This window comes from Nocardia sp. X0981 (assembly GCF_977089955.1).
The window spans coordinates 2,028,643-2,043,664 of record NZ_OZ372435.1 but is presented as its reverse complement, the minus strand read 5'-3'; the positions used below and the strand labels follow the sequence as shown (position 1 = coordinate 2,043,664).

Here is a 15,022-nt window from a genome sequence, read left to right as displayed (position 1 = left end):
TCATCCTCGCCGGTCAGTACCGGAGTCGGGAACAACATAGACCGAAGATGGAGTGACGTAATCATTACGTCAGAGCGGCGTGCGGGGTGGGACGGTGGGCAGGACCGGGCGAGTGCCTTCTGCGACCAGCCGTGCGGCGGCGAGCGACAGGATCGTCAGCGAACCCTTTCCCACCCCCGCCGCGAACCCCGCTTCGGATCGCGACTTCGGTAGACGATATACGGCCTGGTCAGATAGCCGAGGGGCAGGGAGAACACGTGGACCAGCCGGGTGAACGGCCAGAACGCGAACAGGATCCAGGCGGCGATGATATGGAGCTGGAAGCCGAGGGGTGCCGCGAGGATCAGGTCGGTATCGGGGCGGAAGGAGAGAATCGAGCGCAACCAAGGGGAGACCGTCTCGCGATAGTTGTGGGGACGGTGGCCGGCGTTGCTGATCACCGTGGTGCCGAAGCCCAGGGCAAGGGTGCCGATGAGCAGCACGTACATGATCTTGTCGTTGCGGGTGGTGGCGGAGAAGACCGGCCCGATGGTGCGGCGGCGGTAGAGGAGAATGACGGCGCCACCGAGAGTCGCGGAACCGGCCGCCACGCCGAGGGCGACGGAGAACCCGCGATAGACGGAATCATTGATACCGGCTGCTTCGGTCCAGCCCTCCGGCACGAGCAGGCCGACGATATGACCGATGAACACCAACAGGATTCCATAGTGGAACAGCGGGCTGCCCAGGCGCAGCAGCCTGTTCTCGTAGAGCTGAGAAGAACGGGTGGTCCAACCGAACTTGTCGTAGCGGTACCGCCAGTAGTGGCCCACCAGGAAAACCGCGAGGGCGGCATACGGCAACACCACCCACAGCAGGATGTCGAAGGCGGTCGCCTCCCCGGCTTTCGCGGCCAATCGTGCGGCATTCATCGGCGTGCCTCCGTAATCGGTCGCTCCTCCCACGGTGCCGCGGGTCCGGCCCCCGGGTCTTCGCCCCTCCGCTCCGGCGGCCCGGCCCCCGCCGACGGATCGGGGAGATACTGCGGTGGCGCGAACGGCGCGAGACCGACGGCCTCCTCGGGTGGACCTTCCGCGATGAGCCGGGTGATCGCCTCCTCTTCGCTGCCGCCGAGCGCGGGCAGTGTCGCGACAACGGAATCCAGCACATCCGCCCACGGCGAGCCGGTGTCACGGAGGCCGCGGCGCATCACCTCCAGGCCGGCACGATGGTCGGTGAGCAGGCGCAGCGCGGTCTCGGCATGACCGGAGGCGGCGAATTCGAGCACCACGGCCAGGTGATCGGGCAGCTCCTCGTCGGACAGCCGCAACCCGGCGGCCAGGTACGCCTGTTTGAAACGCAACAGCGCCACCCCGCGTTTACGGGTGTCACCGTAGGCGAAGTAGGTGAGGTAGGGGCTGAACCGTTTGCGGTGATCGAAAGTGGCCACATAGTCGGCGGCCAGTTCGAACGGCGAACTCGTCCGGACATGCCCGAGGAAGCGGCCGAGCGGACCCCCGACCTGCGGAGGCAACGTCGCGGCCACCGCGCTCAACAGGTCCAGATTTCGCCGCAGCGTTTCGTCGGGGTAGCCGAGCAGCAACGACTGCGCCTGCCAGGCGGCGGTCCGGGTGGCCGGGCCGAGTTTCGTGCGCGCTTTCATCGCCGGCCGTCCAGTTCGGCGGGTTCTGCCACTTCGGCCGGTTCTGTCTCTTCGGCCCGCTCTGCCTGTTCACCCGGCTCCGGCCGCTCGGCCTGTTCTGTCTGCTCAGCCTGTTCCGCTTGCCCAGCCGGTTCTGCCCGGGTGGGCGGGAAGAGTCCGTCGGGGACCTTACCGTCCCAGTTGAGCAGGTTCACCCGCTTGGCGCCGCGCACCGTGGTCGGGGTATCGGCGATCTGCCGGTTACGCAGCATCCGGAAATTCTCCACGGCGATGGGCGATATCCCGCCCGAGCTCTCCCCGAACGGTCCGGGACCGGTCATCCCAGGGCCGCCTTCGTAGTCGAGACTGCATTCGGTGGCGAGTTCTTCCAGCCCGTGTGCCAGTTCGGAATGGGCGGGCGGAACGACGTAGCGCTCCTCGTATTTGGCGAGAGCGAGCAGCCGGAACATCTCGTATATCTGCTCGCCGGTCATCCCCACCGAATTCGCGATCCGTTCCCGCGGTTCCCGGCCCAGATTGATATCACGCATATAGCTGCGCATCGCGGCCAAACGGCGCAGCACAGCGGTGACCGGTGCGGGGTCCCCGGCGGTGAACAATTGCGCGAGATAGCCGACCGGTATGCGCAATGCCTCGATGGCGGCGAACAGATTGCCGTGGTCCTCGGCATCGTGACCGGTATCGCGGACGATATCGACCACCGGCGACAGCGGTGGGATGTACCAGACCATCGGCATGGTGCGGTATTCCGGATGCAACGGGAGCGCGACCCGGTAGGTGTTGATCAGCGCGTATATCGGAGAACGACCGGCGGCTTCCACCCAATCGCGGGGAATTCCGGCGCGTTCGGCCTCCCGGCGCACCGCGGGGTCGGCGGGGTCGAGGAACACTTCGCGCTGCGCCTCGTAGAGCCCGTGCTCGTCCGGGGTGGCCGCGGCTTCCAGTACCTTGTCCGCGTCGTAGAGCACGAGGCCGATATACCGCAGCCGGCCCACGCAGGTTTCCGCGCATACGGTCGGCAGGCCGACTTCCACGCGCGGGAAGCAGAAGGTGCACTTCTCTGCTTTCCCGGTGCGATGGTTGAAATAGACCTTCTTGTAAGGACACCCGGATACACACATCCGCCAGCCGCGGCAGCGGTCCTGGTCGACCAGGACGATCCCGTCCTCCGTGCGTTTGTAGATGGCACCGGATGGGCAGGCGGCGGCGCACGACGGGTTGAGGCAGTGCTCGCAGATACGGGGCAGATAGAACATGAAGGTCCGCTCGAATTCGAAACGGACCTTCTCGGCGAGTTTGCGCAACAACGGATCACGATCGCCGTATTCGGGTGCGCCGCCGAGATCGTCGTCCCAGTTGGCGGACCATTCGATTTTCGTATCCTCGCCGGTGATCAATGATTTCGGCCGGGCGACCGGATTGTGCCGCTGGGCGGGCGCGACGGTGAGGTTCGCGTAATCGTAGGTCCAGGGCTCGTAATAGTCACCGAGTTCGGGCAATATGGGATTGCTGAAGATCGTGAACAATTTGCGCAACCGGCCGCCGCTCTTGAGTTTCAAGCGGTTGTCCCGGTGCAGTTCCCAGCCACCGCGCCATTTGTGCTGGTCCTCGTAGGTACGGGGATAGCCCTGCCCGGGCCTGGTCTCCACATTGTTGAACCACGCGTACTCGACACCCGACCGGTTGGTCCACGCCTGTTTGCAGGTGACCGAACAGGTATGGCAGCCGATACATTTATCGAGATTCATCACCATCGCCATCTGCGCCATCACCCGCATCAGTAGCTCACCTCCTGGCGGCGCCGGCGGATCACCGTCACCTCGTCGCGTTGGTTACCGGTAGGGCCGAGATAGTTGAACGCGAAGCTGAGCTGGGCGTAGCCACCGATGAGGTGGCTGGGTTTGATGAGCAGGCGGGTCAGCGAATTGTGCACACCGCCCCGGTTGCCGGAGGTCTCGCTGATCGGCACATCGATCAACCGGTCCTGCGCGTGGTACATGTACACCGTGCCGGCGGGCATCCGATGCGATACCACGGCCCGTGCCACCACCACACCGTTGCGGTTGACCGCCTCCACCCACTCGTTGTCGGCGACCTCGATCTGCGCCGCGTCCTGCGGCGACATCCAGATGGTCGGCCCGCCCCGGGAAAGGCTCAGCATGAACAGGTTGTCCTGGTATTCGGAATGAATGGACCACTTGCTGTGCGGGGTGAGGTAGCGGACGGTGAGCCCGAGCCGCCCCACCGAGCCCAGCCCGGGCTCCCCGAAGAGCGCGGCCATGTTCAACGGGGGCCGGTACACCGGCAGCCCCTCGCCGAGCTCGGTCATCCAGTCGTGATCGAGATAGAAATGCTGACGGCCGGTGAGCGTATGCCACGGTTTGCGGCGTTCGATATTGATGGTGAACGGCGAGTACCGGCGGCCCCCCGCCGCCGAACCCGACCACTCCGGCGAGGTGATCACCGGTACCGGCGCGCCCTGGGTGTCGGCGAAGGTGATCCGCTTGCCCTCGTGTTCGGTGGCGAGATCGGCCAGGGGCATCCCGGTACGCCGTTCCAAGCTCCGGAATCCCTCGACGGCCAAGCGTCCGTTGGTGGTACCGGAGAGCGCGAGGACGGCCGCACAGGCCTGGATACCGTGTTCCAGGGACGGCCGGCCGGCCGCCGGACCACCGCGGACGGTACCGTTCTCGCGCCGCAGACGATCGACTTCGGGGCCGAGATCGAAGGTGACGCCCTTGGTGGTGGCCCCCAGTTCCTCCGCCAGCGGCCCCAGCGCGCCCATCTTCGCCCCGATCGCGCCATAGTCGCGCTCCACCACCACGAATCGCGGCATGGTGACACCGGGAATGGGCTCCACCTCGTCGTATTTCCAGTCCGCGACACGACCGTGCGGGGTGGCGAGTTCGTCGGGGGTGTCGTGCAGTAACGGGACGGCGACCGCATCCTTGCGCACCCCGAGCCGGGGCCCGGCGAGTTCACTGAACTTCGCGGCAATGGCCCGGAACGCGTCCCAATCGGTGCGGGTCTGCCACGGCGGGGCGATGGCCGGATTGAACGAATGCACGAACGGGTGCATATCGGTGGTGTTCAGATCGTGCTTCTCGTACCAGGTCGCGGCGGGCAGCACGATATCGGAGAACAGGGTGGTACTGGTCATCCGGAAGTCCAGGGTGAACAGTAGATCGAGCTTGCCGCGGGGTGCCTCCGGCCGCCACACCACATCGCGCGGCCGCGCCCCGGCCGGAGTCGGCGAGGCGCGCAGCGAAGATTCGGTACCCAGCAGATGTTCGAGGAAGTACTCGTTGCCCTTGGCGGAGGAACCCAGCAGGTTGGCCCGCCACACACTCAGTACGCGCGGGAAGTTCTCCGGCGCATCCGGATCCTCGCACGCGAAACGCATTCGGCCCGCCCGCAGTTCGGAGACCACATAACCGCCGACGGTCGTGCCCTCGGCTTCCGCCGATTCGGCCAGTTCCAGTGGGTTGCGATCGAAAGTCGGGTACGACGGCATCCAACCCAGCCGCGCCGCCTGCGCGATCACATCGGCGGTACTCATACCGGTCAGCCGGCCACCATCGCGAGCGGCACCGGGGTCACCGGGATCGCCGCCGGGCGCGGCGGAGAGGGTGTCGGCACCGAACCAGTCGTAGCGGAACTGATCGGAATGCAGGTACCAGAAGGCGGTCTGGATCATCTGCCGCGGCGGACGCGACCAGTCCAGTCCGAACGCCAGCTGCGTCCAGCCGGTGAGCGGCCGGCATTTCTCCTGCCCCACATAGTGCGCCCAGCCGCCACCGTTGACTCCCTGGCAACCGGTGAGCGTGGTCAGCGTGAGGAAGGCCCGGTAGATGGTGTCGGAATGGAACCAGTGGTTGGTTCCCGCACCCATGACGATCATCGACCGGCCGTGACTGTCCTCGGCATTGGCGGCGAACTCGCGCGCGATCCGCAGCGCCGCCGCGGCCGGAACGCCGGTCACCGATTCCTGCCAGGCCGGGGTGTAGGGCTGGGAGGGATCGTCGTAGTCCGCGGGCCAGACACCCGGCAGCCCGTCGCGGTGCACCCCGTACTGGGCCAGCAGCAGATCGAACACGGTCGTCACCAGGTGTCCGCCCACCCGGCGCACCGGCACGCCCCGCTGCATCGTCGCGGCCGCACCGGCCGAGGTGTCGAACCGCGGCAGCAACACGGGCACTGTCGCGTCACCGAGAAGAGTCAACCGGGGGACGACCCCCGCCAGATCGAGGTTCCAGTTGCCCACGCCGGTTTCGCCGTAGCGATACCCCACCGAACCGTTCGGTACGACCACCGTGCCGTCGGTATCCAGCACCACCGTTTTGAACGCGGCGTTCTCCGTACCCGCGTACTCGTCGAGATCGGCGGCGGTCAGGAACTTGCCCGGTACCCACCCACCGGCGCGTTCCTCCATCCGCACCAGGAACGGCAGGTCGGTGAACTGACGGATATAGCTGGTGAAATACGGGACCGGGCGGTCCACCAGGAACTCGCGCAGCACCACATGTCCCATCGCCATGGCCAGCGCGCCGTCGGTACCGGGTCGCGGGGCCAGCCATTCGTCGGCGAACTTCACATTGTCGGCGTAGTCCGGGGAGACCGCGACGACTTTCTGGCCCCGATAGCGGGCCTCGGCCATCCAGTGCGCGTCCGGGGTGCGGGTCACCGGAAGGTTCGACCCCCACATGATCAGATAGCCCGCATCCCACCAGTCCCCCGACTCCGGGACGTCGGTCTGGTCGCCGAACATCTGGGGCGAGGCCACCGGCAGATCGGCGTACCAGTCGTAGAAGGACAGCATCGTCCCGCCCAGCAGCGAGACGAACCGGGCGCCCGAGGCATGCGAGACCATCGACATCGCCGGGGTGGGGGAGAACCCCGCGATACGGTCCGGGCCGTACCGAGCGATGGTGTAGACGTGCGCGGCGGCGATCATCTCCGTGGCCTCGTCCCAGGTGGCGCGCACCAGACCACCCTTGCCCCGGGCCGATTTGTAGCGGGCGGCCGATTCCGGATCCTCGACGATCGTCTCCCATGCGGTGACCGGATCGCCCGTGGCCACCTTCGCCGCCCGGTACATCTCCAGCAGCACTCCCCGGATATAGGGGTAGCGCACCCGGGTGGGCGAATAGGTGTACCAGGAGAACGCGGCGCCACGGGGGCAGCCGCGGGGCTCGTATTCGGGTTTGTCCGGGCCCACCGAGGGATAGTCGGTCTGCTGGGCCTCCCAAGTGATGATCCCGTCCTTGACATAGATCTTCCAGGAGCACGAACCGGTGCAGTTCACCCCGTGGGTGGAGCGCACCACCTTGTCGTGGCTCCAGCGGTCCCGGTAGAACTCATCCGCCTGACGTCCACCGACCTGGTACATCGACCGCAGGTCCGGGGAGACCCGGGCCCGGGTGAAGTACCGGCGGGTGCTCACCAGCGCGTCGGTCAGCTCGTCGTCCAGCCGCGCCGTCCCAGAACCACGTGCCCTATCCCTCATAAGACTCCTCCGAAGCAGGTACATGCGATCCGCGGAGACCGCAGCGAAGGCGGAGGTACCGCATCATGAGACTCCTCCGAAGCAGGTACATGCGGCCCGCGGAGACCGCAGCGAAGGCGGAGGTACCGCATCTCCTGCCCATCGCGACGTGGACGGTCGGGTTCGGTGACAGGCGACCTCGCCGTGTACCTCCGTCGCCGGAAGCAGCAGCGCGGCCGGAGGGGCGAGATCACGGGTTCGCAGCCGTGCAGTCGATATTGTGCCCGCACCCCCGCCCAGTTGGCGGCCATCTCGGATCCCGGGAGTTTCGCGTGCCGCGACCGCGCACGGGTCCTGCCCGGCGCGGACGCGGACGCGGCTCCTAGGCTCGTCCGGTGGAAATCGACTGGCCCGACCTGCGCGCCCGGCGTCGTATCACCGAGGACGAGGCGATTCTGGCCCTGAACAAGCCTGCTGGAATCTCGGTCACCGGGGAACGGCACGACACCGATATCGTGACCGCCGCCGAGGCCGTGGGCCAGAAGCTGTATCCGGTGCACCGGATCGACAAGGTCACCTCGGGGCTGGTGTTGTTCGCCAAACAGCTACCCGCCCACGGACAGCTGACCCGGCAGTTCAACAAGCAGACCGCCGGCAAGGCCTACCTGGCGGTCGTCGCCACCGGCGTGGACCCGCTGCCCGAACGCGGAGTCGTCGACCTCCCGTTGAGCGTCGGCCGGAAGAACCGGGTCCGGGTGGCGGCCCCGCGCGAAACGATCCAGCGCGCGGGTGAGAGCTGGTTCGTCGCCGAATCCGACCTGCTGAACACGAAGAACTACCCCTCCCGCACCGAATTCACCGTGGTGGCCCGGCACCCCGAGTACACGGTCGTGGCCCTGTATCCCCGCACCGGCCGGCGCCACCAGTTGCGCGTACACCTGGCCTGGATCGGCCATCCGATCGTCGGCGATCCCCTGTTCGACCGCTCCGGCGCCCGGCCCCGCACCCACTTGCATTCCTGGCGCCTGCACCTCACCGCGGACTGGCGCTCCGGGGGACGCCTGGATCTGGAGGCCCCACCCGACGACGCCTTCTGGTCTCCCCTCCCCCACCCCCCGGAAACCCTTCCCGGCTGACCCGCCACCAGCGTGGTCCGGCCCTTCGGGAAATGACGAGCGGACCCCCCGATCCACACGTGGCCTGCCTCATACCCTCACTGTTTCCCCAGGCCCGCTGCCCTAAGCTGACAGAGGGGCTCCGCCCCACCCCGGTCCCACCACCGCCCAGCCCACCACCCAGCGCCGAGTCCTACGAGGCCCACGAAGGGTCGAGCCCGCATCGCCTTTCGCCCTCGAAGCGCATGCGGCGAAGCCGCGAGTCCCGAGGGCGGAAAGGCGACGCCCGAGGGCTCGACCCCGCGCGCCGCAGGCGCGCCGATGAACACAGGAGCGACGATGATCCTGGTGGCTCAGGTCAGCGATACGCATTTCGATCTCGGTACCCGTAACACCGAGCGGGCGCAACGGGTGATGGCCTATCTGGCCGACCTCCGGCGCCGGCCCGATGTGATCGTGGTGACCGGAGATATCACCGATTCGGGCAAACCCGAACAGTACGCCGAGGCCCGGATGGCATTACAGGCCGATATCCCGGTCTACGCCATTCCGGGAAACCACGACGAACGCAGCGCTTTCCGGGAAGTGCTGCTGGGTGTGCCGCCGGTGGACGCACCGGTGAACCAGGTACATCGTGCCGGTGATCTGACCCTGATCCTGCTGGATTCCAGTGATCCCGGGCAGTCGAGCGGCCGTATCGCCGAGGAGACCTACGACTGGCTGGCCGCGACCCTGGCGGCCACTCCGGCCGACGCCGCCGTGCTGCTGGCGCTGCACCACCCGCCGGTGCTCCTGCACAGCCCGATCGTGGATCCGATCGCCCTGGTCGAACCGGAACGCCTCGCCGCGGTGGTCGCGGGTGACGAGCGGATCGTCGCCACGCTCGCCGGCCATGCGCACACCGCGGGAACCAGTACCTTCGGCGGTCGGCCGTTGCTCCTCGGGCCGAGTACGGCTTCGGTGCTGGGCGGGGAATGGGAGCTGGCGCCGCCCGAGCGGGTCATGGACTACGCACCGGAGCCGGCGGTCGCGTTGCATGTGCTCGACGACGACCATCGGCTGACCACGCATTTCCGTAGTGTGCCGATGGGTGGCTGGATCGGCACTCCCTTTTGAGCCGGCTCCTCAGTAGCGTCCGGCGCGGGCCCGCCGGTAGGCCGCGGGGGTGCCGCCGGTCCAGCGTTTGAACGCGTAGATGAAGGTGGACGCCTCCGCGTAGCCGAGGCGGATCGCCACATCGCTCACCGACAGTGGTGTCGCGGTCAGCATTTCCTCCGCCAGTGCCCGGCGTACTTCGTCGAGCAGGGCGCGATAGCTGGTCCCGGCCGCGTCGAGGTGTCTGCGCAGGGTGCGGGTACTCATGTTCAGGTCGGCGGCGACGGTATCGATACCGGGTGCCGCGGTGAAGCCGTCCATACCGCCGCGCGGCACCAAACGCGCGCGCACTTCCGCGGCGATCCCGGTGCGGGCTCGGCGCCGGTGCACCAGGTCTCGGCATTGGGCCAGGCAGATGGCGAGGGTGTGCTCGTTCGCCTGCGGTAGCGGTTGGTCCAGGATGGCGGGGTCGATGGCGACCAGGTTGTCCGGCCGCCCGAATCGCGGGCGGGCGACGGTGACCTGGGTGAGCAGGTCGGCGTACGCCGGTTCGGGAAACCGGAATTCGGCTCGGAGGAGTTCCAGATGTCTGCCCAGCAGATCGCTCATCACCTGGTGCATGGCGGTCACATCGCGTTCCACCAGGAATTGGCGGACATCGGCCGGTACCGATTCGTCGTGGATACGGCCGATGAATTCGCCGTTCTCCCATTGGGTGACCGGTAGGCAGAAAGTGAAGCTCAGTTCCAGGTAGCGCAGGGCGAAATCGATGGCTTCGGCCAGGGTGGGGCTGCTGACGCAGGCGAAACCGAAGATCCCGAAGGTGGTGATGCGGTATCGGCGGCCCACTTCGATACCCATTCCCGGGCGGTCCAGTTGCCGGACCAGGTTACGTACCACCGCCAGTTCGGTATGGGCGTCGATCTGGGCGTCGGGGTCGTGTAGCCGGGCTTCGGTGAGATCCGTGCCCCGGAGCAGGGCCGGGACCGGGACTCCGTGCTCGGCCCCGTACCCGGTCATGAGCGCGACGCTGGCGACACCTCGCGGGAAATCCCAGTCGCGGACCGACGGACGCTGCACCATGCCGCCATTATGGCCGAATATCTCGATTACTCGGGACGCGGCCTACCAGGACAGTTCGGCACAGCGGCGCGCGGTGGCCGTGTTCTCGATCTGCAGGGTGGCGTGGTCGATGTGGAAGCGTTCGGCGAGCAGCCGTTGCGCGGCCCGCAGGATCTCGTCGCCGGGATCGGCGCCGGTGGTGGTGATATGCGCCGAGGCGACCTCCATACCGGAGGTCAGCGTCCAGACGTGCAGATCGTGCACATCGCGGACCCCGGGGACCGCGGCCAGCTCGGCGGCCACCTTCTCGACATCGAGTTCCTCCGGACTGTGCTGGAACAGGATGCGTAGCGAGCGCCGCGCCAGCAGATAGGTTCTGGGCAGCACCCATACCCCGATCGCGACACCGACGACCATATCGGCGTAGCGCCACCCGGTGGTGAGCGTCACCGCCGCGGATACCAGGACCCCGATCGAGCCGACCATATCGGCCAGTACCTCCAGGTAGGCCCCGCGTACGTTCAGGCTCTCCGCCGCACCGCGGCGCAGCAGCAGGAAGGCCACGATATTGGCCAGTAGGCCGATCACGCCGACGACCAGCACGGGCGTACCCGGCACCTCCGGTGGTTCACCGAACCGGCGTATCGCCTCGACCAGCACGTAGCCGGCCACCGCGAAGAGCAGGACGGCGTTGGCCAGTGCCGCGATCACCTCGGCGCGGTAGTAGCCGAAGGTGCGGGTGAAGCTGGGGCGGGTATTACGGGCCAGCAGGATCGCCGAGAGCGCCATGGCGATACCGACCACGTCGGTGAGCATGTGCGCCGCATCCGACAGCAGCGCCAGCGAGCCGGTGACCAGCGCGACCACCAGCTCGACCAGCATGAACCCGGCCCCGAGGGCCAGCGCCAGGGCCAGCCGGCCGACATACTTCCCGGAGGCGCTGCCGGGCGATACGTGATGCGTATGATCATGTCCCACCCGAACAACATATGCGCCAATGCGCATGCGTGCAATACCTTCGATTCGCTCCCTGGCGACGGGCTGGCACACTTGACTGCGTGAGTGACCAGTCCGCAGCCACCCGTCCGAGCGATTCGGACGAGCCCGCCGGCGACCCTCGCGGCACCGTGCTGCGGCCGATAGAACTCGCTACCGGAGCGGTTCTCGGCGGCGCCACCGTCGGACTGGTCACCGTGGGCGCGGTGGTCCCGTTCGCGGCCGCGCTCCAACTCGTCGCGGCAGTGCCGATGGGCCTGCTCGCACATCGCTATCGTTTCCGGACGGTACTCACCGCCTCGGTATCGGCCGCACTCGTCACCTTTGTCGCGGCCGGGCTGACCGCGGCCATGGCCATGGTCGCCACCGCGACCATCGGCGGCATCGTCGGAGCCGTCAAACGCCGCCACAGCGGAATCGTCGCGGTCACCGGGCTCTCGATCCTGGCCGGTATCGGCTGGGCCGCGGCATCGATCGGCTTCCTGCTGGCCTTCTCCGCCACCCGCGAACTACTGTTCGACACCCTGCGCAATACCGCCGACGGCCTGGCGGATCTCCTCTCGCACCCGGAACAGCTGGCACCACTCGGCCGCGGCATCGTGGACCTCACCGATGTGGTGCTGGCGTGGTGGTGGCTGTACATCGGCGCAACGGTCCTGGCCGGAACCGTGGTCACCGCGCTGGTGTCCTGGTTCGTCCTGGGTTCGGTACTCGACCGCCTGAGCTGGCTGCCCGGTACCGACCGGCTCGACGCCCCCGTCGACGACCGCCCGATCGCGCCGCTGCCGGTAACCCTGCGAGCGGCCGGCTACCGCTACCCGGGCGCCCCGGCCGATGCGCTGACCGGTATCGACCTGCGGGTCGACATCGGCGAATTCGTCGCCGTGGTCGGGCACAACGGGTCGGGTAAATCCACCCTCACCCGGCTACTGGCCGGGCTGCCACCGACCACCGGCACCGTCGACCGCCCCGGTTCGGCCGGGCTCGGCCATCTCGGTGGCACCGCGCTGGTACTCCAGCGCCCGGAAAGCCAGACACTGGGCGTCCTGGTCGCCGACGATGTGGTGTGGGGCCTGCCCGCCGAACTCGCGGCGGAAGTGGATACCGACGCCCTGCTACGGGAGGTGGGGCTGGAGGGTATGGGCGAGCGGGAGACCGCCACCCTCTCCGGCGGTCAGCAGCAGCGCTTGGCGGTGGCCGCCGCCCTGGCCCGGCGCCCGGCCCTGCTGATCGCCGACGAAGCCACCTCCATGATCGATCCGGACGGCCGGCGCGAACTGGTCACCCTGCTGGCCGGGTTGCCGAAACGCCACGATATGGCCGTCGTACTGGTGACCCACCACGAAGCCGATGCCGGCGCGGCCGACCGGGTGGTGCACCTGGCCGCCGGCCGGATGGTCGATCGGCTACCGGCCTGGCCGAAACCGGCCCGGGTGCGGCGCCGGCGACCCATGGGCGAGACGATCCTGGAACTACGCGGGGTCCGGCACACCTACAACCGCGGCACACCGTGGGAAGCACCCGCCCTGCACGGGGTCGACCTCTCCGTGCGGCGCGGGGAAGCACTACTGGTCGTCGGCGGCAACGGGTCCGGTAAATCCACCCTGGCCTGGATCATGGCCGGGCTCATCGCGCCCAGCACGGGCCGGTGCGAACTCGGCGGTAAACCGGTCGGCAAGCAGATCGGCCGGGTCGAGTTGGCTTTCCAGCACTCCCGATTGCAGCTACAGCGCCACACCGTCGGTGAAGAAGTGGCCGACTGGGGTGGGGAGAGCACCGGGTCGGGCACGGTCGGCAAGGCTTTGGACGCGGTCGGCCTGGACCGGACGCTGACCACCCGCTCCATCGAGGAGCTGAGCGGGGGGCAGGCCAAACGCGTCGTGCTGGCCGCCATCGTCGCCGCGCATCCACAGGTGGTGATCCTGGACGAGCCACTGGCCGGTCTCGACCCGGAGGGCCGCGCCGATATCGTCGACCTGCTGGCCCGCCTGCGCGATTCCGGACTGACGCTGATCGTCATCTCCCACGATGTGGAGGATGTGGCGGCCATCTGCGATCGCACCGTCCATCTGCGGGCCGGCCGCATCCTGGAGGCCGAGGCCGCGCGATTCCCGGTCGCCGGCCCGGAGGCCGGTACCGCCCCCGTACCACCGCCGCGCTCCCCCGAACCCGGACCGGCACAGCATACGAACCCGGGCGCGGGCTGGCGACTGCGCGGTGGCGACGCCCACGGAATCGACCGGGGAGGCCTCCGATGAGCACGGTACTGCTGCGCCGGGTTCCGGTGGCCAGTCCGGTGCACCGATTGTGGGCCGGAACCAAGATGATCGGCGTTTTCCTGATCAGTCTGTTGCTGATGGTCCTGCCCAGCTGGCCCGTCCTCGGCATCATGGTCGGCTTCCTGATCACCATCGGAATCGTGGCGCGCCTGCCGCTGGGCGCCCTGCCGCGGCTGCCCTGGGTGTTCTGGTTGCTGATCGTGCTGGGCGGGTTGGTCACCGCGCCGGTCGGCGGCACCGCCGTACTGCGCTACGCGCAGGTGGTGGTGTTCGGATTGATCCTGGTGGCGGCCTCGATGCTGATCGCGTGGACCACCCCGATGAGTGATATCGCCCCCGCCCTGGCCACCCTCGGACGGCCGCTACGCACACTGCGGGTGCCGGTGGACGAGCTGGCGGTGGTGGTGGCGCTGACCCTGCGCGGGCTGCCCCTCCTGTTCGAGGAGATCCGGATCCTGCGCGCCGCCCGCCGGTTGCGGCCCAAACCCGACCTGTTGCACCGCACCACCGATCCGCTCATCGATATCCTCACCGCCGCCATGGCGGTGTCCACCCGGCGGGCCGGGGAACTGGGCGAGGCGATCACCGCCCGGGGCGGCACCGGCGCGCTCACCGCGCGTCCCGCCCGCCCGGGGCGCAACGATGCCTTCGCGCTGATCGTGGTGGTGGCGGTATGCGCCGGGGCGCTGGTGATCGAACTGTTGATCTGAGTGGCGGTGACCGGTGCGAGGGCTCGTCTCGGTGCGGGCCGCGTTCAGCGCGAGCCCGGCCGGGTGGCCCGGTCCCGGATTCCGGTGAGCACGGCGTCGAGCAACCGGTCGAACACCGCCGCCGAACCGAAGTCGGCCATCAGGGGCGCGAGAGCGGCCATCGTCGGATACGGCGCGGCATCGATTTCGGGCGCGGACTATCTCAACCTGAACATCTGGACCCCGCAACCGGGCCCGGCCGGCCTGCCGGTACTGGTGTGGATCTACGGGGCGGCTTCGATACCGGCTGCAACATGCTCTACGACGGCAGTGCCTTCGCCCGCGACGGAGTGGTCTTCGTCGCGCTCAACTACCGGCTGGGCGCCGAAGGATTCCTCTTCCTCGACGACGTGGCCAATATCGCCCTGCTCGATCAGATCGCGGCCCTGGAATGGGTGCACGACAATATCGCCGCTTTCGGCGGAGATCCCGGATGCGTCACCGTCTTCGGCCAGTCCGCGAGCGCGATGGCCGTCGGCACGCTGCTCACGATGCCGCGAGCCCGGGGGCTGTTCCAGCGCGCGATCCTGCAGAGCGGCGCCGGCAATCTCTGCTACTCCACCGGCACCGCCCACGAGATAGGGCGGCGGCTCGCCACG

The 15,022-nt window shown here is 68.1% G+C and carries 10 protein-coding genes and 1 pseudogene; 5 read left to right on the top strand and 6 right to left on the bottom strand.

The window, feature by feature from the left end; genetic code table 11:
- Nucleotides 1-155 precede the first annotated feature (155 nt).
- From narI to ACYR7D_RS09105, 4 genes are read right to left on the bottom strand one after another with little or no spacing between them, the layout of a single operon-like run.
- Nucleotides 156-911 (bottom strand): respiratory nitrate reductase subunit gamma, encoded by a 756-nt coding sequence (narI, locus tag ACYR7D_RS09120; protein ID WP_459549170.1) that lies wholly within the window; start codon nucleotides 909-911, stop codon nucleotides 156-158.
- Nucleotides 908-1,642: a nitrate reductase molybdenum cofactor assembly chaperone gene (gene narJ / locus ACYR7D_RS09115; RefSeq protein WP_459549169.1), complete on the bottom strand. Its 735-nt coding sequence runs from the start codon at nucleotides 1,640-1,642 to the stop codon at nucleotides 908-910. The genes narI and narJ overlap by 4 nt, the downstream gene beginning before the upstream one ends.
- Nucleotides 1,639-3,420, bottom strand: a complete 1,782-nt coding sequence (gene narH / locus ACYR7D_RS09110; RefSeq protein WP_459549168.1) for a nitrate reductase subunit beta — start codon at nucleotides 3,418-3,420, stop codon at nucleotides 1,639-1,641. The genes narJ and narH overlap by 4 nt, the downstream gene beginning before the upstream one ends.
- Nucleotides 3,420-7,148, bottom strand: a complete 3,729-nt coding sequence (locus ACYR7D_RS09105) for a nitrate reductase subunit alpha (protein WP_459549167.1) — start codon at nucleotides 7,146-7,148, stop codon at nucleotides 3,420-3,422. Before ACYR7D_RS09105 ends, narH begins: the two co-directional genes overlap by 1 nt.
- A gap of 374 nt (nucleotides 7,149-7,522) precedes the next feature.
- Here ACYR7D_RS09105 and ACYR7D_RS09100 point away from each other — a divergent pair, with 374 nt between their 5' ends.
- Nucleotides 7,523-8,263 (top strand): RluA family pseudouridine synthase, encoded by a 741-nt coding sequence (locus tag ACYR7D_RS09100; protein ID WP_459549166.1) that lies wholly within the window; start codon nucleotides 7,523-7,525, stop codon nucleotides 8,261-8,263.
- 300 nt (nucleotides 8,264-8,563) lie between these two features.
- On the top strand, nucleotides 8,564-9,358 hold the full coding sequence (locus ACYR7D_RS09095) for a metallophosphoesterase (RefSeq protein WP_459549165.1): 795 nt from the start codon (nucleotides 8,564-8,566) through the stop codon (nucleotides 9,356-9,358).
- Nucleotides 9,359-9,367: 9 nt separating this feature from the next.
- Here ACYR7D_RS09095 and ACYR7D_RS09090 read toward each other — a convergent pair whose 3' ends face one another.
- Nucleotides 9,368-10,420 carry an AraC family transcriptional regulator gene (locus ACYR7D_RS09090; RefSeq protein WP_459549164.1) on the bottom strand — a complete coding sequence of 351 codons (1,053 nt, stop codon included), beginning with the start codon at nucleotides 10,418-10,420 and terminating at the stop codon, nucleotides 9,368-9,370.
- Between the two features lie 42 nt (nucleotides 10,421-10,462).
- Nucleotides 10,463-11,377 (bottom strand): cation diffusion facilitator family transporter, encoded by a 915-nt coding sequence (locus tag ACYR7D_RS09085; protein WP_459549163.1) that lies wholly within the window; start codon nucleotides 11,375-11,377, stop codon nucleotides 10,463-10,465.
- 80 nt (nucleotides 11,378-11,457) lie between these two features.
- On the opposite strand from ACYR7D_RS09085, the gene ACYR7D_RS09080 reads away from it, so the two are divergent.
- The 3 genes and pseudogenes from ACYR7D_RS09080 to ACYR7D_RS09070 all read left to right on the top strand — a co-directional run.
- On the top strand, nucleotides 11,458-13,653 hold the full coding sequence (locus ACYR7D_RS09080) for an ABC transporter ATP-binding protein (RefSeq protein WP_459549162.1): 2,196 nt from the start codon (nucleotides 11,458-11,460) through the stop codon (nucleotides 13,651-13,653).
- On the top strand, nucleotides 13,650-14,384 hold the full coding sequence (locus ACYR7D_RS09075) for an energy-coupling factor transporter transmembrane component T family protein (RefSeq protein ID WP_459549161.1): 735 nt from the start codon (nucleotides 13,650-13,652) through the stop codon (nucleotides 14,382-14,384). The genes ACYR7D_RS09080 and ACYR7D_RS09075 overlap by 4 nt, the downstream gene beginning before the upstream one ends.
- A gap of 293 nt (nucleotides 14,385-14,677) precedes the next feature.
- Nucleotides 14,678-14,977, top strand: a pseudogene (locus ACYR7D_RS09070) (carboxylesterase family protein); the annotation flags it as partial.
- Between the last annotated feature and the right edge of the window lie 45 nt (nucleotides 14,978-15,022).

Excerpts from the sequence above, each read along its gene's own strand:
- narI (WP_459549170.1), bottom strand. The coding sequence starts at position 911 with ATGAATGCCGCACGATTGGCCGCGAAAGCCGGGGAGGCGACCGCCTTC.
- narJ (WP_459549169.1), bottom strand. The coding sequence starts at position 1,642 with ATGAAAGCGCGCACGAAACTCGGCCCGGCCACCCGGACCGCCGCCTGG.
- narH (WP_459549168.1), bottom strand. The coding sequence starts at position 3,420 with ATGCGGGTGATGGCGCAGATGGCGATGGTGATGAATCTCGATAAATGT.
- ACYR7D_RS09105 (WP_459549167.1), bottom strand. The coding sequence starts at position 7,148 with ATGAGGGATAGGGCACGTGGTTCTGGGACGGCGCGGCTGGACGACGAG.
- ACYR7D_RS09095 (WP_459549165.1), top strand. The coding sequence starts at position 8,564 with ATGAACACAGGAGCGACGATGATCCTGGTGGCTCAGGTCAGCGATACG.
- ACYR7D_RS09090 (WP_459549164.1), bottom strand. The coding sequence starts at position 10,420 with ATGGTGCAGCGTCCGTCGGTCCGCGACTGGGATTTCCCGCGAGGTGTC.
- ACYR7D_RS09075 (WP_459549161.1), top strand. The coding sequence starts at position 13,650 with ATGAGCACGGTACTGCTGCGCCGGGTTCCGGTGGCCAGTCCGGTGCAC.